Source organism: Pseudoalteromonas sp. T1lg122, assembly GCF_002964825.1.
Taxonomy (GTDB): domain Bacteria; phylum Pseudomonadota; class Gammaproteobacteria; order Enterobacterales; family Alteromonadaceae; genus Pseudoalteromonas; species Pseudoalteromonas gelatinilytica.
Genome location: NZ_PQCG01000001.1, coordinates 143807 through 166457 on the forward strand (window position 1 = coordinate 143807; position 22651 = coordinate 166457).

General features: G+C 40.6%; 16 protein-coding genes and 1 pseudogene. 8 read left to right on the forward strand and 9 right to left on the reverse strand.

Annotation, left to right across the window (positions count from 1 at the left end; all coding sequences use genetic code 11):
- Window positions 1-236: 236 nt before the first annotated feature.
- Window positions 237-2276 (forward strand): ATP-binding protein, encoded by a 2040-nt coding sequence (locus tag C2M33_RS00660; RefSeq protein WP_158685543.1) that lies wholly within the window; start codon window positions 237-239, stop codon window positions 2274-2276.
- On the opposite strand, the gene ppc is transcribed toward C2M33_RS00660, so the two are convergent.
- Window positions 2273-4918, reverse strand: a complete 2646-nt coding sequence (ppc, locus tag C2M33_RS00665) for a phosphoenolpyruvate carboxylase (RefSeq protein WP_063703615.1) — start codon at window positions 4916-4918, stop codon at window positions 2273-2275. The two genes, C2M33_RS00660 and ppc, sit on opposite strands and share 4 nt — an antisense overlap.
- Window positions 4919-5342: 424 nt before the next feature.
- On the opposite strand from ppc, the gene C2M33_RS00670 reads away from it, so the two are divergent.
- Window positions 5343-6089: an SDR family NAD(P)-dependent oxidoreductase gene (locus tag C2M33_RS00670; protein WP_105173398.1), complete on the forward strand. Its 747-nt coding sequence runs from the start codon at window positions 5343-5345 to the stop codon at window positions 6087-6089.
- Between the two features lie 10 nt (window positions 6090-6099).
- Window positions 6100-6708 (forward strand): flavin reductase family protein, encoded by a 609-nt coding sequence (locus C2M33_RS00675; RefSeq protein WP_105173399.1) that lies wholly within the window; start codon window positions 6100-6102, stop codon window positions 6706-6708.
- Between the two features lie 15 nt (window positions 6709-6723).
- On the opposite strand, the gene C2M33_RS00680 is transcribed toward C2M33_RS00675, so the two are convergent.
- Window positions 6724-7803 carry a M24 family metallopeptidase gene (locus tag C2M33_RS00680; protein ID WP_105173400.1) on the reverse strand — a complete coding sequence of 360 codons (1080 nt, stop codon included), beginning with the start codon at window positions 7801-7803 and terminating at the stop codon, window positions 6724-6726.
- Window positions 7804-7932: 129 nt separating this feature from the next.
- On the opposite strand from C2M33_RS00680, the gene C2M33_RS00685 reads away from it, so the two are divergent.
- From C2M33_RS00685 to C2M33_RS00715, 5 genes are all read left to right on the forward strand, one after another.
- Window positions 7933-9153: a M24 family metallopeptidase gene (locus C2M33_RS00685; RefSeq protein WP_105173785.1), complete on the forward strand. Its 1221-nt coding sequence runs from the start codon at window positions 7933-7935 to the stop codon at window positions 9151-9153.
- A 1802-nt stretch (window positions 9154-10955) separates the two neighbouring features.
- Complete coding sequence (locus C2M33_RS00700) at window positions 10956-11270, forward strand: hypothetical protein (protein ID WP_105173403.1); 315 nt, start codon at window positions 10956-10958, stop codon at window positions 11268-11270.
- A 121-nt stretch (window positions 11271-11391) separates the two neighbouring features.
- On the forward strand, window positions 11392-12006 hold the full coding sequence (locus tag C2M33_RS00705; protein WP_158679657.1) for a type II secretion system protein GspG: 615 nt from the start codon (window positions 11392-11394) through the stop codon (window positions 12004-12006).
- Window positions 12007-13013: 1007 nt separating this feature from the next.
- Complete coding sequence (locus C2M33_RS00710) at window positions 13014-13595, forward strand: hypothetical protein (RefSeq protein ID WP_105173405.1); 582 nt, start codon at window positions 13014-13016, stop codon at window positions 13593-13595.
- Window positions 13596-13712: 117 nt separating this feature from the next.
- Window positions 13713-14270 (forward strand): GNAT family N-acetyltransferase, encoded by a 558-nt coding sequence (locus tag C2M33_RS00715; protein WP_105173406.1) that lies wholly within the window; start codon window positions 13713-13715, stop codon window positions 14268-14270.
- 159 nt (window positions 14271-14429) lie between these two features.
- Here C2M33_RS00715 and ppiC read toward each other — a convergent pair whose 3' ends face one another.
- The 7 genes and pseudogenes from ppiC to C2M33_RS00750 form a co-directional block, all read right to left on the reverse strand.
- On the reverse strand, window positions 14430-14708 hold the full coding sequence (gene ppiC, locus C2M33_RS00720; protein ID WP_054552145.1) for a peptidylprolyl isomerase PpiC: 279 nt from the start codon (window positions 14706-14708) through the stop codon (window positions 14430-14432).
- A 63-nt stretch (window positions 14709-14771) separates the two neighbouring features.
- The gene (locus C2M33_RS00725; protein WP_105173407.1) at window positions 14772-15404 is read right to left on the reverse strand and encodes a lysoplasmalogenase; all 633 of its coding nucleotides are present in this window, start codon (window positions 15402-15404) and stop codon (window positions 14772-14774) included.
- A gap of 58 nt (window positions 15405-15462) precedes the next feature.
- Window positions 15463-15861 carry a thiol-disulfide oxidoreductase DCC family protein gene (locus C2M33_RS00730; protein ID WP_158685544.1) on the reverse strand — a complete coding sequence of 133 codons (399 nt, stop codon included), beginning with the start codon at window positions 15859-15861 and terminating at the stop codon, window positions 15463-15465.
- Between the two features lie 2 nt (window positions 15862-15863).
- Window positions 15864-16886: a zinc-binding dehydrogenase gene (locus C2M33_RS00735; protein ID WP_063703587.1), complete on the reverse strand. Its 1023-nt coding sequence runs from the start codon at window positions 16884-16886 to the stop codon at window positions 15864-15866.
- Window positions 16887-16899: 13 nt separating this feature from the next.
- Window positions 16900-18306, reverse strand: coding sequence for a TolC family protein (locus tag C2M33_RS00740; protein ID WP_105173409.1), 1407 nt, complete (start codon window positions 18304-18306; stop codon window positions 16900-16902).
- Window positions 18299-21444 (reverse strand): annotated as a pseudogene (locus tag C2M33_RS00745) (efflux RND transporter permease subunit). Before C2M33_RS00745 ends, C2M33_RS00740 begins: the two are co-directional and overlap by 8 nt.
- 6 nt (window positions 21445-21450) lie before the next feature.
- A complete protein-coding gene (locus C2M33_RS00750) occupies window positions 21451-22617 on the reverse strand; it encodes an efflux RND transporter periplasmic adaptor subunit (RefSeq protein WP_063703581.1) in 1167 nt (388 codons plus the stop codon).
- Window positions 22618-22651: the final 34 nt, after the last annotated feature.

Genomic DNA, 22651 nt, shown 5'->3' on the forward strand with positions numbered 1-22651 from the left:
AAAAAATAGGTATGACCAGTCATTAATTTCAGATTTTAGGATTAGTTTTAGTTTAATTACTTGTTAGCTGAATTCATCTTTCGTTTACTTTATACACAAGTATGAGTTTTCCTTTCCTAGATTAAGCTTTTTCAGATAAACCTCTATTTAGTTAAAATTTATAATATTTAGCGTTATTTAGGCAGCAAAATGGGTGAGTGTTTTTTGCACTCATTTATGAAATGGATTGGTGTGTCATGAAAACGCGTTTGGTTTTACTATTTAGCTTTATGCTGTTGATTTTTATAAATACAACAGAATGTAATGCAATGCCGACAGATGAATTTGAGGAGCTCAGAAACTCTATCAGACTCAGCTATGCAGACTCACCTCTTGACGGGCTAAAGTTTGTCAATGCACTGATTGAGACCACCGACCTTACATTAGAACAAAAGATTATTGTTACTAATTACAAAGCGTGGTTTTTACTTGAAACAGAGCAATTAGAATCCGCCATGGAAACCATTGTTAAGTATATGAATATGGTTTCACAATCCAATGAAAAAGACTTGATGTATGGCTATTTCAATATTTCTGGGGGCATTTATGCGCGCCTTGGCCTGTATGAAGAGGCCTTAGCCTATTACCGCGATGCGATGCCGTTTGCACAATCTCGTGATGAACGTTTGATCTACCAAACCGAAAACAATATTGCACTGATTAAACTCAACCTAAAGCGATATGCTGAGGCTGCAATTGCATTTGAAAAGTATCGTGACTATGCACATAACAATAAGCAAACACTCAATGAATCGTTTGCAAGTAATAACTTAGCCCTTGCTTTGATTGGCCTAAAACAATACCCAGAAGCACTTAACATTATCAATCAAGCTATGCGTTTACAAACTCAGTTTGATTACACAACGCATCTAGCGGCAAGCTTAATCTTAAAAGGAAAAGTATTACGTTTTCAGGGCTTATTAGCCGAGTCTGAGAGTGTGCTTAATGATGCGTTTAAGCTTATTGAAACGAAACAACTTGAGAGTGAACAGCTCAATATTATTCTTTGCTTAGCGCAAACTTACGAAGCGCAAGGCAACACTGATAAAGCGCTCGATATACTCGCCTCTGTCGAATCATACACGCTCAACCACGCTCACTTTGAAACCCAATTATCCATCGCAAAATTAACAGCTGAGCTTTATGAGCAAAAACAAAGCTATGCTGAAGCACTAAGTGCTTATAAACAATACTCTTTGATCAATGAAGCTATTTTAACGAGGCAAGCAAAAGTTAATTTAGCCAAAGCACTAGCTGAAGCTGATGTGGCGAGTAAAGAAGTTCGAATCTCAGAATTAACCCGTGCTGAGCAAATTAAAGCAACTAAAGCAGATGCATTTAAAGACCTCACCATAGTTGTAAGCATATGTTTAGTCGTAATTTTATCTGGCTCTTTCATCGCTATTAATAGTATCGATAAGCAAAAACAAACCCTTGCAAAAACCTTAGAACAACTAAGCGATACGCAAAATCACGTCATCGAAATTGAGAAAATAGCGTCTCTCACCGCACTTGTATCCGGTATGGCGCACCAGTTAAATACACCTATCGGCACTATCGTCACTGCCAGTTCATTAATTGATGATTATATGGAAGGTTTAGAAGAAAAGTTTAAAGCGCGTGAACTATCCAGTAAACATTTTCATAAATTCATTACCGATACCAATAGTGCAAAAGAATTGGTGATAAGCAGTATTAACCGCTTAGCCGGGATTGTTGAAGAGTTTAAAGCGTTGAATGTATCAATACATCTCGATAAACCAATGAGTAAAATTCAATTGCCTAGCTATTTAAAACACCGCTTAGCCCCCTATAGTAAGCACTTAGGGAAACAAATCGAGTTTAAAATTCATGGCGATGAAGTGGCCATTACCTCCTACCCAACTATCTTGAGTGATGTATTAAAAACTTTAGTGATTAACTCCTGTGAGCATGGCTTTATTCATTCAGATCAGGGGGTGGTCGAAGTAACTATAAAAGCCTTTACGCATGTGGTTGAAATTACCTATCAAGATAACGGTGTGGGTATCAATGATGAGATCTTGCATGAAATATTTACGCCATTTTATACAACAAATCTGGGTGGTAACCATCTAGGGCTGGGCTTAAACGTGGTATTTAATGCGGTTAAATATAATCTTAGAGGGAAAATAAGCGCCGAGTCATGTAAACACGGCGCTCGTTTTGTGATTAGCTTGCCAATCGATGCAAGGTTAATCGATGACACTAGCTATTAGCCGGTATTACGCATACCCGCAGCAATACCTGTCATAGTGATCATTAATGCATTATCAATATCACCTGCTGAGCTTTCGTCTGCTTCACGTGAACGACGCAGCAACTCAACTTGTAATAAGTTAAGTGGATCTGTGTACGGGTTTCGAAGCGCAATTGACTCTTTGATCCAAGGTTGATCAGCAAGTAAGCTCTTCTGTGGGCTTAGTGATTGAACAAGCTCAATCGCTTCGCTGAGCTCTTGACGTAGTTTTACACCAAGTGGCTTATATTGCTCTGTTACCAATGCATCATCGTAATGCGCACTTAACCAACTATCGGCTTTACTGAATACCATTTCTAGCATCTCTAAACGAGCACGGAAGAATGGCCATTTTAGGCTCATTTCGTGAAGTGTCTCGATGCCATACTTATCTAGCGCAGCTTTAAGACCGGTTAACGCACCTAACCAAGCAGGTAGCATTAAACGGTTTTGGCTCCATGCAAAAATCCATGGAATAGCACGTAGGCTCTCTACGCCACCGTTCGGATTACGCTTCGCAGGGCGAGAGCCTAGTGGCAATTTAGAAAGCTCTTGCTCTGGCGTTGCCATTCTAAAGTAAGGAACAAAATTTTCATCATGGCGCACAACTTGGCGGTAATGCTCACACGAATCAGCACTGATCAGTTCCATAACATCACGCCATTCGCTCTTCGGCTCTGGCGGTGGTAGCAGGTTACTTTCGAGTACAGCACCAGCGTAAATATTTAAGCTTTGTAGAGCAACAGCTGGTAAACCAAACTTAAAGCGGATCATCTCACCTTGCTCTGTTACACGCAGACCACCTTTTAATGAACCTGGTGGTTGTGAACGTAGTGCTTGCGCAGCTGGCGCGCCACCGCGACCAACCGTACCACCACGGCCGTGGAATAAAATAAGTTCAATACCACGCTTTTCAGCTAATTGAACAAGTTTATCCATTGCTTCATATTGTGCCCAACCAGCAGCCATCATACCTGCATCTTTTGCAGAGTCTGAGTAACCGATCATGACATTTTGTTGGTTTTGAATATGACCACGGTACCAGGTGTTATCAAGTAAACATTCGATAACATCTTTACCATTATTTAAGTCGTCTAATGTTTCAAATAATGGTGCAACCGGTAAGTTAAACTTACAACCACTTTCTTTAAGCAGTAACTGCACTGCCAGCACATCAGATGCAGTGCGAGCCATCGAAATAATATACAAACCAAAAGTTTGTGCATCTTGCGCTGCAATTACATCGAATGTATCAAGCACTTCTTGTACTTCTGGGCTTGGTTGCCAATGTTTTGGAATAAGCGGACGGCGCGAATTTAGCTCAGCAAGTAAGAACGCTTGTTTGTCTTCTTCTTGCCATTGATGGTAATCACCTAACCCTAAATAACGTGTTAGTTCAGAGAAAACATCACCATGACGCGACGAATCCTGACGTACATCGAGTTTAGCAAGACGCAGACCAAAGCTATTTATACGACGCAGCACATCAAGCAGCAAGCCATCGGCAACCACTTTCATGTTGGTCTTAATAAGCGAGCGATAACACACTTCGATTGGGTGCTTGATTTGTGCAATATCTTTGATTAAATCTTCAGAATCGGTGCGCTTTTTCTTAATTTTTGCACCTAAATGGGTCACTGTTTCAGCAATTTGATTCTTTAGATTTTTAAGTACGGCACGATAAGGTTCAAAGTCTTGACCTGCAAGTTCAATAAGCTCATCACTTGCATCCGACATTGATAACTCATTGCTTAGCGTTTCAATATCACGCGAATACAAATCAAGCGCCATCCAACGACCGTGATCGAGCACTTGTTGAGTCACTTCAGCGGTAACGAACGGGTTACCATCACGGTCACCGCCCATCCACGAAGTAAACTCAATTGGGCTGTAATCAATCGGTAATTCTAAATCAAGCTCAGCTTTTACATCGTCGCTAAATTCACGTAAGAAGCGAGGTACTGCATGCCATAAGCTATTTTCTATAACCGCAAAGCCCCATTTAGCTTCGTCGATTGGCGTTGGGCGTGAACGACGAATATCGTCGGTATGCCACGCTTGGCTTATTAGCTGAGCAATACGGTTTAATAAGTCAGCACGCTCACTAGGTAAATTGTCTTTACGCTCGAGTGATGCAAGACAATCACTCAATTCAACGTGTTTGTTAATCATAGTACGACGCGTCACCTCTGTTGGGTGTGCGGTGAGTACAAGGTTTATGTGGAGTTTTGAGAGTGTTTGTGCCAAGTGATTAGGATCAACCTGACCATGCTTTGTTGCTGTTGCTAACGCTTTTAATGTTTGAGTGAGAGGGTTTAGTTGGCAAAAACCAACATCATTAAAGCGTGAAACGGTATGAAATTGTTCTGCAACATTAGCAAGATTCAAAAAATGATTAAATGAGCGTGCAACCGGTAATAGTTCTTCATCTGTGAGAGCGTGTAGTACATCGATAAGCGCTTTTCTGTCGGCTTCGTTACCACTACGTGACGATTTAGATAAAGCACGAATTTCTTCTACCTTATCTAAAATGGCTTGTCCTTGTGCATCTTTAATGGTTTGACCCAGCATTTGTCCAAGCATACTAACATTACCGCGAAGTGCAGCGTATTGTTCACTCATTCTCATACTCCTTTCTTTTACTAAGTTGAAAGTACTTACTGCACAGTATTTAACCTAGCACGAACGCAGCTAAATACTGATCCTTTTTATTAATATCATTGTCGGCGTTAATTTAATAGATCGAATTTTCTAACAAACTCGTAAAAAAGAATAACCAATCTCTCAACATAAAAGTGTAATAAATACGCACTCTAGTCCGGTTTATCGTTTGACGCTTAATACAATTGGTAAAATGGACTTACCAATTTAAAAGACAAAAACCGCATAAATTAAGGCATCGCTACTGTGAGTTTGGTCAAATTTTTATCCGTCTTTTTTATGTGTATTAATTGTGAGAAAAGAACAACAGCGTAATTTTTACTTTATTCACTGATGAGAATTTCAACGAAAAAAAATTTTAATTATTTTTACTAGTAGGTCAAAAATGCAGCTTTATATAGTGTGTGGTGCAAGCAGTGAAATAGCGAAAGCTTATTTCACTGCGCTAAAAAATCATATCCATTGTGGTCATATTGTCACTATCAGTCGCGGTGAATTTAAGGCGACTATTGATGAAACAGCAAACAATGAGATCAGCCACCAGCATTTTAAAACTGATTACTCAGATAAAAGCTTAAGTGGCATTGCTAAAGAACTAGCCAGTGGCCACTATGATTTAACACAACTGATGATATTTAATGGCCTACTGCATGATCCAGAGCACGTACCTGAACGTAAACTTGAACAAATATCTGAGCAGCACTTTATAAACAGCATGCAGACAAACGCCCTACTGCCAATTCGCTGTGTGGCTTTATTCTCAACGCTTTTAAAGCCGCAAGTAGCTACGGTTATCTGTGCGTTGAGTGCACGTGTTGGTAGTATTAGCGATAACAAGTTAGGTGGTTGGTATAGCTACCGAGCGTCAAAGGCGGCATTAAATATGTTATTTAAATCTGCTGCGATTGAACTTAGCAGACGCTATAAAAAATGCCACTGTGTGTTATTTCACCCAGGTACCACAGATACGCCATTATCAAAGCCGTTTCAGGCTAATGTGCCCGAAGGGAAATTATTTACCCCAGAGTTTGTTGCCGAGCAGCTGTATTCATTGATAAGTGATGCTGACTATTTACAACAATCACCCAGCCCATCCTATTTTGACTGGCAAGGAAAACCCATAGACTGGTAACAGGACAATTATGCATTTAACAAAGCAAGCCATTGCAGATTTAGAAAGCCGCTACCGCGCCCATTTAATTAATAGTTTGTCGGGATTTAAAAGTGCTAACCTAGTCGGCACACAAGATAGTAACGGTCAAACTAATTTAGCCATTGTGAGTTCAGTATTTCATCTTGGCGCACATCCCCCTTTGGTCGGCATGATCATTAGGCCTCATTCAGTGCCTCGCCACACCCTAGAGAACTTACTAGCGATTAAGCAATATACGATTAACCATGTGAACAAAGACATTTACAGCAAAGCGCATCAAACATCGGCACGCTACGACAAGGACGAGTCTGAATTTGATGCAACGGGGCTTACTACTGAATACCTAAATGACTTTACAGCGCCTTTTGTAAAAGAAAGTAAGCTTAAATATGCGCTTGAGCTGAAAGAACACCACCACCTTGCCATCAATGGCACTGAGCTGATCATAGGTGAAATAACCGATATCTATTTAGATGAGGCGTGTTTGCAAGAAGATGGCTTTGTCGATATTGAAGCCATTGGTACAGTCGCAGTGAGCGGGCTAGATAGTTACCATGTAACTGAACGTTTGGCCCGCTTAGCGTATGCTAAAAAGTAACTTTTGATTTAAGCACTAGATTATAAATGGCTTAGGCGCATGGGTTAACACCTCAAAACCAGATTCGGTGACAACTATGTCATCTTCTAGGCGCACACCACCATAGCCTGGTATATAAATGCCGGGCTCAATGGTGATCACATTACCAACTTCAAGGCTGTAGTCTGTCAGTGTGTTGATAAATGGTACTTCATGCAAAAATAGCCCTAAACCATGCCCAAGGCCTTTACCCGCGTATTCGCCAAAACCTGCATCAGCAATCACCTTGTTTGACATGGCATTTAAATCTAAGCAATTAACGCCCGGTTGAACCATTTCAAGTGCCGCATTTTGCGCATCAAGAACAGTATTATAAATACGGGTTTGTTTTTCTGATGCTTCGCCAATAATGTAACTACGAGTCATATCAGAGCGATAGCCATTTACAACTGCACCAAAATCAAGGGTTACAAAGTCACCTTGCTTTAAAACCTGATCTGACGGGTTACCGTGCGGCAAGGCTGAGCGCTCTGCAAACAGCATGATGGTGGCAAACGACATTCCTTCTGAACCAAGCTTTTGCATTCTAAATTCAAGCTCTAAGGCTAGGTCTCGCTCAGTTACACCCGGTTTAAAATAAGGCAGCGTTTGTGCTAATGCTTCATCAGCGATGGCCGCAGCAGCTTTAATTTGTGCAACTTCCCAGCTATCTTTAACGCGTCTTAGTTTTTCAATTAAACCGTTTACCGCAGTTAATGTGTGGCCGCTTAGCTCATCTGCCACACCTTGCCAAATGGCTACCGTGACATAACTTGCATCAAATGCGACATGGCTGTTTGGGTTAAGGTGTCTATTGATACAATGGCCAAGAGTTTCGTTGTCTCTGTCTCGACAAACAACTTCAAACCCTGTTGTTTCAGCAATTGCACGTTGGTGGTATCGGTAATCAGTGATCAACACACACGCATTTTGAGTAATTAATGCATAAGCAGCATTACCGCTAAAACCACTTAAGTAACGAATATTTTCATGACCAAGTACTAACATGGCGCTGTAACCTTGTTGTTCTAGCAAGGCTTTAAATTCAGCTTGTCTTTTTAAGTAATTAACTTGCATTGTCGCTCCTTATTTTTTGCGCATGCTAACAGTTATAGCCACAAATACGAATATTATGCGATTAGTCGCAGTGAGTTTGCATCAGCTGTTTACTCAAGCCACAATGCACAAAAAACCAAGGAGTACACAATGACAACATATGGTATTGGCACACAAACGCCAGAGCAGGCGCTTGACTCTTTGTCAGATATGACAACAGATTTAACCCCTATTCAAAATGACGAGTTTCATGCGCGTATCGCAAAAGCACAAGCGTATATGCAAGCAAACAATATTGATGCAATTTATTTAAATGCAGGCACTAACCTAGCCTATTTTACAGGAATGCGTTGGTACGCAAGTGAGCGTTTAGTTGGCGCTATTTTACCTGCTAAAGGTGATGTGCAATACATAGCGCCGTTTTTTGAAATCGGCAGCTTAAATGATTTTATGGTGATTGACGGCCCAATTCGTGGTTGGCAAGAGCACGAAAACCCTTACCAATTGTGTGTTGAAGTACTGTCAGAAATGGGCATTAGCAAAACAGGCACCCTTGGTATTGATGAAAGCGCACAGTTTTTCATCTACGACGGTATTAATAAAGCGAACGGCGATTACAGCATTGTTAACGCACAGTGCGTTACAGCTCACTGCCGCATGCACAAATCAGCCAATGAACTTGCCTTAATGCAAAGTGCTATGGACATGACTTTAGAAGTACACAAAGCAACGGCAAGTATGCTTTATGAAGGTATCACCACCACTGAGGTTGAAGCCTTTATTAAAAAAGCCCACCAAAAAGTCGGCGCGCCGGGTAACTATTTTTGTATTGTGCTATTTGGTGTTGCGTCGTCTTTCCCGCATGGTGTTAAAAACCCGCAAACCCTTAAAAAAGGTGATGTGGTACTGATTGATACTGGCTGTAAAGTACATGATTACCTCTCTGATATTACCCGTACTTATGTATTTGGTGAAGCAACCGAACGTCAACGCATGTTTTGGCAACACGAGAAAAATGCCCAACTTGCTGCTTTTGCTGCCGCAAAAATTGGTGAGCCATGTGGCAAAGTAGACGATGCTGCAAGAGAGTATCTTGCCGAAAATGGCATGGGGCCTGAGTATCAAACACCCGGTTGCCCACACAGAACAGGCCATGGTATTGGTTTAGATATTCATGAATGGCCATACCTTGTGGGTGGTAACCCTACCCCACTCGCAACAGGTATGTGTTTTAGTAATGAACCTATGATTGTCGTACCTGATGAGTTTGGTATTCGCTTAGAAGATCATTTTTATATGACAGACGAAGGTCCGCGCTGGTTTACCGAGCCTGCTCATAGCATTGATGACCCATTTGGCTTAGCTAAATAAACTTAATTCAATACAAAGTAAAAAAGCGCCAAAGGCGCTTTTTTGTTGTTTAAGATTTACGGGAAAAAACTCTTCTTTGCATAGAAAAAGATTGAGTAACATGGCTCTGTAATAGAGTAACAACTTTAGTTGTAACTCGTTTCTGCCCCAAAATGAGTTAGGGTAAACTCTCTAATGGCTGCTTTTAGCGAAGCTGCCATTCAACGTATTTAATGTATAAATAATCAATTCTCGTTATGCAGTTTAAGTGGCTTCTCGTTAAAGTTTTCATAAATATTTAAGTTACTAATATACATGCTATTTTTTATGCGTGTTCTCGTAATGTAATTCTCTTCATTCTCGAATAAGTAAATTCTCGGTTATAGCGTAGCCTCAACAATTGTAAATCCTTTTAGCTATGTGTAAGTTATTAATAATTTGATTATTAAAACCGTATTTTGATAATTCTGGAAATTAACACATAGAGTGTTAACTAGAGTGTTAACGGGAATTCTCGGTAATACGCTGTTATAACCCCTGTAGTATCAGTTGAACACCATGACTATTTGCAAGAAATGTAACTCCAAAATATTCCCGAAAGCTGTTCGTTCTGGTAAGTATGTTGCGTACTTTTGTCCTGTATGTGGTATTCAGCAGAAGCGATTTGGATTAAACGAACTATATATTTTGGTTGTTTGTATTTTTCATCTATGGGCAATTGCGTTTTTCAATTATCACTTTAATTCTGGCAACATAACTTGGTCACCAATTATGTTGGGTTTAATTGGGGTTTCAGTTTGTGCATTTTTAACTTTATTGTTTAGTTTGTTTAAAATAATTACCAATAATGGTGGGAACTGGAAAATTATCAATATTATGTCTTTTTCAGTATTTTCAGGGGCAATAATTCTTGCAGCATCACAGGTGTGGGGGTTATAACAAGGCAATAATGGATGGGGCGCTTAAAGCTTGGCTGGCGCTCATTCTTCGCTAAGTGTAACCAAGCAAAATCCGCCCATTATTCGGGCGTTACAGAATAAATACTATAACTCATTTATGCACATTAACGAGTGAGTAAATTGCAAAACTTGCGCATTGCTTCTGCCCCAAGACGTGTTTAGGCGAATTTTAAAAGAGCGAACATCGGCCGTTCACAATTGCTTTTCTATTTCGTCAAAGTCTATTGCTCGCATAGTCAAGAAAACGACCCAATCGCTCGTTTTTATCCTGAGGTAAAAGCGAGAACTCCTAAATTTTAATAACACTGGCCATTAGTTAGCAAGTTTGTTAAAAATAATCTAATAAGAAAAACGAGCTACGTTGTGGTAGAAAAACGCGCGATTAGCTCGCTATAAACATGTTATATGCCTATGATATTTTTGAGCCGTTCTACAGCTTTGGTGTTTCTTCTTATAAGTTTTATCATGCTATATGGTGTAGGTGAGCGCTTTTTAGGTGCATTATGGATGCTCTATAAGTTTTATGGGAGCAATGGAGAAGGGATTTCGCTTGGTGTCTCAGTGACACTTACTACTTACCTTGTCTCATTTGGTTTAATAGCTGTTTCAAGAGTTCTGTTCACCAAATCTGGTGATAAGGTTGTTTTATCACTATCCAAAGTTACGGGCTACATAGTGTGGTCTGGGCTAATACTTTTAACTATTTTGCTTGTTACACCACTAGCTCACCTTTACTCGAGATAGCGGCATATAACAAAGCAAATTAAAAGTGCGGACAAAAAACAGTTGGCTTTGTTCGTGCCTCACAAATTATAGCCAACTATTTTTAGCCGTTTATTTGCGGCGTTAGCTGTACAGGGAAATATGGTTAATTCATCGAACTTCAGAGACAAAATCATTACTGAAATCTCAATTAAATATGTTTGGGATGGTTCATTGCATTCGGCAATGATCACAGTAAGTGACCAAAACGGTCTCGGACAAACTTATAAATTAAATGGTCTACTTGAGTTCAATATATATGATGACTTTGGCACCATGCATATTTCTCAAGTAAAAATGGTTAATATTGGTGAGCAAATTTATCTTTCGCTAGATCCATTTGATGAGTTAAATGGAATTGCTGATTACGATAAAGACAATATTTGGTTCCAATTTACAAGTATTGAGATGTGTTAAAAGTACAGCTAACAAGTTACTCAAAAGGACGCAAAACGCTTGGCTTGTGCTTCTTCGTCGCTAATTTTAGCCAAGCATTTATGCGCCCATTAGTAAGGCGTTAGGCAATATGGTAACTTTTATGCAAAAAATTAAAATTATGGCATTAATTATTATGATTTTAATTTCAGGTCTTGCAAAAAGTTCGAGTAGGGAGCTATCGCCTGAAGAAAAAGCTTATCTAGACATTGAAGTTTTGTCTCAAGCAGTTGAGCTTTATCATAGTGAATTTGGCAGTTTTCCAACTAATGAACAAGGCTTAGATTTATTAAGTCAGGAAGTATTTGTTAGTAAAAATTTTCCTTGTAAAAAAGAAAAACTTATCAGTAAATTACCTCTAGATCCTTGGGGACGAGACTATTTATATCTTGTGCCAGGTATAAACAATCCAGAAGGCTTTGACATATGGACAAATGGGAAAGATGGCCTCCCTGGAGGTACTGGTGTAAATAGGGGATGTGGGAACTGGGATGATCTTAAATGCGGGTTAAAAAAACAAAATAGTCCTTTCAAAATTGTTTTTTTGCTGCTAATAATTGGCTTTGGAGTGGGTATTCCACCTTACATTTTTGGTGTTTATTTAGCTTACAAAAAAGTAAATTCAATTAAAAAGTCACTGTTTGGCTACCATTTGGGAGTATTTTGTTACCTTATTGTAGCGGTATTATTGGCTGCAATTGTTCCAAGTACTCTTTAACTAAGTGAATTATTGCCTAACAAGCCAAGTCAGTCGGATTCGTAACATTGTCGCGCTTTTTTCTCACCCGCTCCGCGGGCAAAAAGCCCGCCACTGCTACTCACCGCTGCTTGGAGCGTTATATTGCATTTTAAGTTTGTGAAATGAATTTAGTTAAGTGATCTACCTTGCCTATATCTTCTGGCTCATTATGCTTTGTTTCGCCATTCCAAACATTTGGTCAGGGTTAGCTACAGTTAGCTTTTTAGCCTGCATTGTTGCAGTTATTAATGACTCAATTAAAAGTTATAAAATTTACCGAAAGGGTCAAGTCTCAGCTATACGTAAGTGGTTGGTATATTTATATTCACAGTTAGTAGTAACTTCTATGGCAATAATCATGCTCTATTATGGTGTAGTTGAAATATAACAAAACTAATTAAAAGAGCTGACAAAACTCAGTTGGCTGAAGTCGCATCGCTCAAGATTATAGCCACTAAATTTTGTCGATTAACAAGGGAGTTAGTGCACAATTAAATACATCATACTGTTAAGCATATTATTTGTAGCCGGCTGTGATACATCTTATGGTCTAATAGTTCCAATAACACCAAAATATGAAGGTGGCTGGGATTGCGCTATTGGTGAGTTAGAGACAATTGGCTTGTCTGGTAAAGTCGTAGAATCAAATCAGTTACTCGTAACTGATTTGGCAACAAATGAGTATGCATTTACTGCAGCGTCAAGTAGGTATAGTTCATTGGAGCTATATTCTATGCAAGTTCACACTGCACCCGAATGTGAATTAGCATTAAACTCTTTCAGCAAAATGCAGGCGTTCATAAAAGTATTAGAGTCAAATTGCTCTTATAAAGCTGAGTATTTCAATGCTTCGTTCCAGTGCAGATTTAACAAGTAAAGGCACCCGACATCAAAACCACCGCTTCGCTGGGTTTTTCCGCCGACGCTATGCTAGAAAAACGCCTGACTCGCTCGCTATAAACAGGTTGTGCTACAAGGAGAGTTAAATGTATAAATTTACCACTATTTTAATATCGTTGTTGTTTGTGACGTCGTGCGCATCAACTTCCCCACAGCTTAATTCAGGTACTCCTGTTAATATTTATGGTGTTTCTTCGTTATCACCTAAAAATGGTAGTTGGTCTGTCATTACGTCTACGGGGTATCAGCTTACTCTCGGAACTAAGCTGAATGATGACAGCAGTGGCATTATAAATTTGTCACTCTATCAAATTCCCGAGTTTGCCTCCGATGAAGAATTTCTGTCGCATGTAGTCAAACATCGAGCAAACTCCCCGGATATTGGCAGGTTTGCTCTTGTGGAAAACTCAGAAGAGTTGGTACAACTTAATGGTGCAACGTGCATCAAGCACAAAACTATTTCTCAAGATAACAGTGCTAAAGTCGGTGGCAATAAAACAGCCGTAATGCTGATAGAGTATCTTGGATATAATTGCATACACCCATTTAAAAAATCTATTGGTGTGCATACGGAATACTCTCTACGTCACTATAAGGGTAAAGAATATCCTGAATTAGCTCAAAATGCAGAAGAGTTTTTTAGTGATATACAGTTTAAAGCGTTCTAGCAGCAAAACGAAGCAATCCAGGGCTGATTTAAAAAAACTGGCTTGTGCTCATTCGTCACAAATTATAGCCAACTATTTTTGCCGCTTAAAACGGCGTTTTATTTCAAGGAAGACTAAGTGCAATTTCCAGAGCTAGAAACATCTCGTTTAATTCTTAATAAGTTATCAAAAAGTGACGGACAGGCTTTACTTGATATTTTCACTGATGAAAACGTTGTTAGATATTACGATATCGATGTTTTTAATTCAGAAAAACAATCATTGGAGTTAATTGATTTTTTTAATCAACGCTTTGCTGACAAAGTAGGTGTTCGTTGGGCTATTCGAGTTAAGAGTTCGGGAAAACTGATTGGTACGTGTGGATTTAACTCAATAAACTTGAAGATGAAAAATGCAGGTATTGGCTATGAATTATCCTCAAAGTATTGGGGGCTTGGCTATGCTTCCGAGGCTGTTAACACGATTGTCCAATTTGCATTCTCTAATGACCAACCTTTAGGTGAACTCTACCGGATCCAAGGTGACATTATGATTGGCAATACTGCTTCTGAATCAGTGTTAAAAAAGCTAGGTTTCAAAGAGGAAGGAATTAGGCGTTCAAGTGGTTTCTGGAAAAACGAATTCCATGATTTAAAGTGTTTTGGTTTAATAAAACCTGAATTTAAAGAAATATAACAAGTTAATTAAACTAAAGACTTAAAATAGCCCTTTGAATTACAAACTATAAAGGTCTGATTTTGGGCAAAGTGAGTTAAAACCACAAACTTTAACTCACTAATAATATATATTAAGAGCTAACGACGTCCCTTATTAGTTTTAGGCAGGCTTTAAACTTTACGTTCTGTAAAGCACTTTAATTACATGCCAACCAAAGCGTGTTTTCACTAAATGTGGCTCTAAGATTTCGCCGCTAAATGCTACTTTGTCAAACTGTGGCACCATTTGACCGCGTCTGAATTCACCCAAATCGCCACCTTTTTTTCCCGACGGACAGGTTGAATATTTTTTAGCTAACGTCTGAAACTTCGCACCTTTTTTAAGTTGCTTGATGATGTCTTCAGCTTGTTCTTTGTGCTTAACAAGAATGTGCAGTGCATGTGCTGTATTTGCCATGGAAAATCTCGAAAATTAAAACGCGCGTATTTTATCACGGCAATCAACACTGAGCCACTGCGGCTATTTATGTTTACTTGTTGCCTGCAAAAACCCTGTCACCAAACAAAATTGTGCAATGTAATACGTTATCATTATTGCGATATCTGCATGCACTATTTCTAAATAAAAGCGGTTAAGGCCAAGAATAGAGTCTGATATAACAAACACTGCCCCACCTAACACTAAAAAGCCGTTAGATTTATCCGTCATCCAAGTAAGGCTTGCCATTATGCTAAGTACCAACATATAGAAAATCACCGGAATGAGCATGTCATTCAGGTTTGGATAAAATAAGCAAAAAACAATGATGGCCAAAAATAGATAAAGAAGTACAACGTCTAGTCGCCAGTTTTTAATTGGCAACATGGTAATGATATAAAAGGCGTGACTTACAAAAAATGCCGCTAAACCACCAATAAAGAGTTGCCCTGTATCAAGGGCTAGCAACACATCACCTAGTGCTGAAAAACTAAGAGCGAATAATAAAGTAATAAAGGTACGATTTTGTAACTGACTACGCCCTTTTAACATCATCACAACCAACAGGCCGATTGGTAATGTTTTAAATAGCGCCAGAATAGGCTGAGTTAATGATGGTATAAAGAGCAGTAAAGCAATGTAAACCGAGCTTAGGATTAGAAAGAGAATGTTCATATTCTTATTATTGTTATTTGTTCCCAATAACGAGAATAGCAAGTTTTACTCTAAATGTTTATAAAAAATGCTGCTTTTGTTTTTCGGTCAGTAACTTACACTGTGTCAGTTTGACAAAAAAACGATAACGATGACGGCCAACCCAATCATACATACGATCGCGAAAGCCTTTTGGCAGCAGCTTGAACAGCTTAACCAAAGAGAATGGAAAACCTAATTGAGTTGCGATAAATAACACAGCGTCACTTTGTTTATATAACTGGTTATTATCAATCACTAACATTGAAGAGAGTGGATCGTCAATTTGATGCGCCTTTAGTAAACGTTCACCTTTATCGCTTTGCATGGGGCATAACTTAAAGGTTATTTGCTTATCAAAGCGAACAATAAACTGAACACAAAAATGGCACAGATTGCACTGACCATCAAACAAGATGACTGGGCAGTGAGTTTGCAAGATTAGCCGCTTACTTGCACAACTTGTTTACCGGTAAAGCCACCAGCAAGTTGTTTATTTAAAGCAGCTGAAACAGCCTCAGCGGTAAAATCAACGGCATGAATTTGCGGTAATTTGATCTCACCACGGGCTGCATTATCGAGTAATAAGTTACCCATAAAGCTCAATTTTTGTTGCGCACATAAGCTATTTGCAAGCCAAGCTCCACCTAAGGATACAATGCCAATATTTGGTGCGCGTCTAAACATAAGTTCTTGTTCAAACTTAGGTAACTCATTTAAACATGCAATACGGCCACAAAAGCGCATTAGCTCAACGTTACGAATGGTGGTATCGCCACCAATACAATCAAGCACCGCATCAAAGCCTTGCGGGCCTAATTCACGGCGAATTTTATCTTCAAGTTTTGGGTCTTTGTAGTCAAACACCACATCAGCACCTAATTGCTTAAGTAACTTATGATTGTGTTTGCTGGCAGTGGTAAACACGGTGGCACCACGTTGCTTAGCAAATTGAATAGCGAATTGACCAACGCCACCCGCACCTGCATCAATAAACAGTGAATCCCCTTCGCTTAGCTGCAACTTATCAAGGGCAATTAATGCCGTCATACCTGAACAAGGTAAGGTTGCAGCATCTGCCGGTGATACGTTATCCGGCACAACCGAAACCGCATAGTTTGGTACCGTTGTGTATTCAGATAACACACCTTGGTCGCCAAGGCTGGCGTGCCATACAACACGTGCGCCAACACCTGGGAATACACCTTTACTTGCCTGAACAACCACACCAACAGCATCGTGACCTAGTACATGCGGGTAATGCCATTTACAAAAACCTTGTTTTGCAAAGTTAGCATCACCATGATTTAAGCCCACATATTCAACTTTAACCAAAAGCTCATTGCCTTCAGGGCTCGGTACTGGCACAGAAAGTTCAGATAACGCTATGGCGTCATTCGGCTCAATCAGTGCAAGCGCGCGCATTGTTGACGGAAGATCTGTAGTTTGTTGAATATGTGACATTTAATACTCTGGGTTAAAGGTTGTTTAGTTCAAAGCTCCAACGACCATTAAATGCTTGATAAGCACTTACTTTGGCCTGTAATGAAGCAATTGTTGAATCAACAGCGTTCTCTTGCGCTATTAAAACATCCTGTCTCGCATCTAACAACTCTAAGTAAGGAATTTGTCCTTCTTGATACATTGCTTGTGCTTGACCAAATGCTTTATTCGCATAATTAAAACGTTGATCAGCATAACTTAACTGTTGCTGCTGTTTGACTAGCCTTTGTAAAGTAAGTTCACTATCGCTAATGGCTTTTAATACTTTACTTTGATAGTCACTGTAAGCGGCTTCACTTAAAAATTGCTGCGCATCACGCTGCGCTAATAATGCAGGATAGCTGAGTAATGACCATTCAACTTTTGGCGTTACTTGCCATTGTTGCACAGTATCTTCTAAGCCATTGCTAGTTAAGCTCACCACACCTGCAAACCCTGCCAGACTAATATCTGGTAGTAATGCTTTTGAGGCAGCAACACTTAGCGAATAAGACTGACTAAACTGATATAAAGCACTGGTGATATCTGGTCTGAGAGCCATTGCTTCACTGGCTTTAGTAAACGATACGCTAAATTCATGGCTAAATAACTCAGGCTCTTCAACCAGTGTTATATCGCTTGCAAGTCGCCCTGTTAGCACCGCAAGGGTTGCGAGGTCACGATATTGCAAATAGCTAAGCTCAGGAATAAGCGCTTGTTGTTGCTTTAACTGCGCAAGGGTACGATTAAGGTCAAGCTCATTTGCAACCCCCTCTTCTACTCGCGCTTTGAGCACATCAATACTTTGCTCGAGTGCCTCGATTTGCATCTCAATGATAGCTTGCTTTTGCACATTACCTTGATAGCTGACATAGCCTTGCACCACAGCTGAAACCACTTCAACCTGTAATGCTCTTAACTGCTCTGCTTGGTTTAGTGCTCCTGCATTAGCAGCATCGACAAGCGCGGTAATACGACCAAACAAATCAAGCTGCCAATTAACATTAACGCCTGCGTTTGATTGGCGCGAAATTGCGCCATCTAAGCTGCTGCGTTCTGCGCCTACACTTAGGCTGCCCTGCGGATAATAATCCGCACGGGCTACACCTAAACGGGCAATGGCTGCATCAAGTTGAAGTTGACTGGTTTTTAGGTCGTGATTCATTGCTAAAGCATCAGTCACTAAATTGTTTAACTGCGCTGAATCTAAACGGCGCCACCAGTTATTTTCGCTCGCACCTTCGTTTTGTTCACCAATTTGTGTATCGCTAACAAATTGTGTCAAGCTCACTTGCTGCTCTTGCATATCGACGCTTTGTGCGCAGCCTGCCAGTGCTCCGGCTAACAGCATTGCACTAACTAGTTTGCCGTGTTTAAAGAGTGCATGAAGAGGCTTATGCATCGTGTTGCTCCTTCTGCGATTTTTTTGTGACTAACATATAAAATACCGGGGTGAACAATAAGCCGAACACAGTTACACCAATCATACCTGAGAACACCGCGTTACCCATGGCATGACGCATCTCAGCACCAGCACCTGTTGCTAAAACAAGGGGTACAACGCCTGCCGTAAAGGCAATTGATGTCATTAAAATTGGGCGAAGTCGTAAGCGACACGCTTTGATGATAGCTTCAAGGTGAGACATCCCCCCTTTATGCTGATCTCGTGCAAACTCAACCATCAAGATGGCGTTCTTACTTGCTAGTGCAACCAGTACGATTAATGCGATTTGCGTGAAGATGTTGTTGTCATCACCAACAAACCACACACCTAACAAGGCCGAGAAAATCGTCATAGGCACAATCAAAATAATAGCCAGTGGTAATCTTAAGCTCTCGTATTGCGCCGCAAGTACCATAAATACAAGCAATACAACAAGTGGGAAAACATACACCATGGTATTACCCGCTAATATTTGCTGATAAGTTACTTCTGTCCACTCAAACTCAATACCATTTGGTAATGTCTCTGCAAGGATTGCTTCAATCGCATGTTGCGCTTGATCAGAGCTATACCCTGGTGCTGGGCTACCATTTAATTCAGCTGTAGGATAACCGTTATAGTGCATTACACGATCTGGGCCTGTTGTTGGTGTGACCGTTAATACAGAGCCTAATGGCACCATCTCACCCATGCGGTTACGCACTTTAAGATTCAAAATTTGCTCAGGATCTTGGCGGTAGTCAGCATCAGCTTGTGCATTAACCTGATAAGTACGACCAAACAAGTTAAAGTCATTCACGTACATAGAACCTAAGTACACTTGTAAGGCATTGAATACTTCATCAAGTGGAATACCTTGGATAAGCGCTTGCTCACGGTCAATGTCGATATCCATTTGTGGCACTTGAATTCTAAAGCTTGAGTAGAGGCCCATTAATGCTGGGTCTTGCTGCGCTTTAGCAATGGTTGCTTGTAAGCTATTAAAGAGTGCTTCAAAGCCTTTATTAGCACGGTCTTCAATTTGTAGTTTAAAGCCCCCCGTTGTACCTAAACCTTGAATTGGCGGTGGCGGGAATACCGCAACAAACGCTTCATCAATACTGGCAAACTTTTGATTTAACTGAGCCGCAATTGCCATTGCCGACATACTCGGATCTTGACGCTCTTCAAAAGGGGCAAGCGGAGTAAATACAATGCCGCTATTAGGACTATTTGTGAAACCATTCACCGATAGACCAGGAAACGATACTGTGTTTGCAACACCCGGTACTTGTAATGCAATTTTTTCCATTTCTTGCACGACTTCTTGGGTTCTGTCTAAGCTTGCCGCATCAGGCAACTGTGCTACAGCCACTAAATATTGCTTATCTTGCTGTGGAATAAAACCACCGGGTACAGCATCAAACAATTTAACTGTGCCACCGACAAGTGCAACATAAGCAACTAAGACAATGACACTCATACGAATTAGTTTTTGTACCAGCTTTTCGTAGCCATTAGCGCCTTTATCAAACAAGCGGTTAAAAGGTTTAAACAGCCAATTACCGAATACACGGTTTAATAACTTAGTTAAACGGTCTGGTTTTGCATCATGACCTTTTAATAGTAACGCCGATAACGCAGGCGATAGTGTTAGCGAGTAAACGCAGAGATAACCGTTGAAATAGTAATGGTTAATGCAAATTGCTTATAAAATTGACCAGATAAACCCGTGATGAATGCCGTTGGAATAAATACCGCACATAGGACAAGTGCAATGGCGATAATTGGTCCTGTTACTTCGGTCATCGCAACTCTTGTTGCTTCAAGTGGTGATAAACCTTGCTCGATATTACGCTCAACGTTTTCAACCACCACGATGGCATCATCAACAACAATACCAATGGCAAGTACCAAGCCGAATAGCGATAAGGTATTAATCGATACACCTAACCATTGCATAACCGCAAACGTACCAATCAAAGACACTGGTACTGCAATCAGTGGGATTACCGATGCACGCCATGTCTGTAAGAACACCACGACAACGATTACCACTAGCGCGATTGCTTCTAGTAGCGTTTTGATAACAGCATCGATTGAGCCGCGTACGAAAATAGTTGGGTCATAAACAATGTCGTATTCAACACCTGCCGGAAAGTCTTTTGATAATACTTTCATGGTTTCACGTACTTGATCAGAAAGCTCAATCGCATTTGACCCCGGACGTTGGAATACCGGCATAGCAAGGGCTGGTTGACCATCTAACATCGCTCTTAAAGCATAGTTGTCTTGACCTAATTCAAGGCGTGCCACATCACTTAGGCGTGTAAGCTGACGTTGCTCACCCACTTTGATGATCACATTTTCAAATTCTTCTTGAGAGTTTAAACGTCCTTTAACATTCATTAGAATTTGAAATTGATTACTTTTCGACGTAGGCTGCGCACCTAAACTACCCGCAGCAACCTGTTGGTTTTGCGCGCGTAATGCATTTACTACATCCATCGCTGTTAAGTCACGTGCAGAAAGTGCATCTGGGTTAAGCCAAACACGCATTGAGTACTGACCACCACCAAACATACGAACATCACCTACACCCGGAAGACGTGCAATTTGGTCTTTGATATACAAATCAGCATAGTTCGCTAAGTAAGTTGTATCATGCGTTTTTTCTGGTGAATATAAATGCACCACCATGGTTAAATCTGGTGATGATTTTTCAGCTACAACACCTAAACGCTGAACTTCTTGTGGTAAGCGTGGTAGCGCACTGTTAACACGGTTTTGCACTTGAACTTGTGCACGGTCTAAATCAGTGCCTAATGCAAAGGTTACCGTCAACGTCATGCGGCCATCACTGGTTGCTTGCGAAAACATATACAACATGTTTTCAGTACCATTGATTTCTTGCTCAAGCGGCGTCGCCACTGTTTCAGCAATTACCGTTGGGTTTGCACCCGGGTAACTTGCCGTCACAACAACTGTCGGCGGTACGACCTCAGGGTACTCACTCACTGGCAATTGAAATAACGAGATTGCCCCTGCGATGAGAAAGATAAGCGACAGCATCGCTGCAAAGATGGGTCGCTGGATAAAAAAGTGTGAAAATTTCATTTTGCCCTACTGTTTTGCAACCAAATCTGAGTGATTATTTGAAAGAGTGAATGCAATTCCATCGCTATTAATAGTGACTGTGTTTGGTGAAATTGGCATACCTGGGCCAACACGCGCCGGACCATTCACAGCTATCACATCGTTTTCATTTAGACCCGATGTAATCGCGCGTAAGCTGCCGTAACGCTCACCCACCGTCACTAATTTATATTCAAGTACATTGCCTTCACCCACAGTGAGTACAAAGCGATTCTTTAAATCAGTCCCAATTGCACGCTCAGGCACGATAACTTTTTCGCTTACTTTATCTGCGGCAAGCTTAATACGTGCGAATGAACCTGCACGCAGTTGTTGCTCATCGTTTTCGAACACCGCACGCACTCGAAGAGTACCGGTAGTTTGATTGATTTGGTTATCAATGAAGTTGATTTTGCCATTGAAGTTAAAGCTGGTTTCACCCACTTTTTGCATCACAACGGCTTGTTCACTTTGCGCAGTTACATCAGCAAATGACTGATTCCACGTACGCTCATCAATATCAAAATAAGCATACATTTGCTGGTTTGAGACAATGCTTGTTAACACGCTTTGACCAGCAAGCACGTTGTTACCTTTGGTGATATTCGCACGCGATACAACGCCATCAATGGGTGAACGCACTTGGGTAAATGCTAAATCAAGCTCTGCGGCAGTAAGCTCAGCTTGTAGCGCTAGCAATTGCGCTTCGCGTTGTCTTAGTGTTGATTTACGAGACTCAGCTTGCTCCGTTGAAATTGCTTTACGCTCAGTTAAGCGCTCTGCACGTTTTGCTTCACTTTTAGCTTGCTCAAGTGCCGCCTTAGCACTTTCGATTTGCGCTTTTAAGCTATCGACTACGGCTGCAAAAGGACGTGCATCAAGGGTGAAAAGCAAATCACCTTCTTTAACGCTGTCGCCTTCTTTAAAGTTAATTTTATCGATGACACCCGAAACACGTGGCATTAGCGCAACTTCTTGTGGCGCTTCTAAACGCGTTGTATAGGTGTGCCAATTTTGTACTGGCTTTACAAGTACTTGTGCTACATCGATAGGTTGTAAATGCTGTTGCTGCGCTGCTTGGTTGGCTTCTGTGCCACACCCTGCAAGCGTTAAGCTCGCAATGGTCACAGCCACTGCAAGAATAGATTTGTTCATCACGACTCTCCTGTTAATAGATTGGAGACAATGT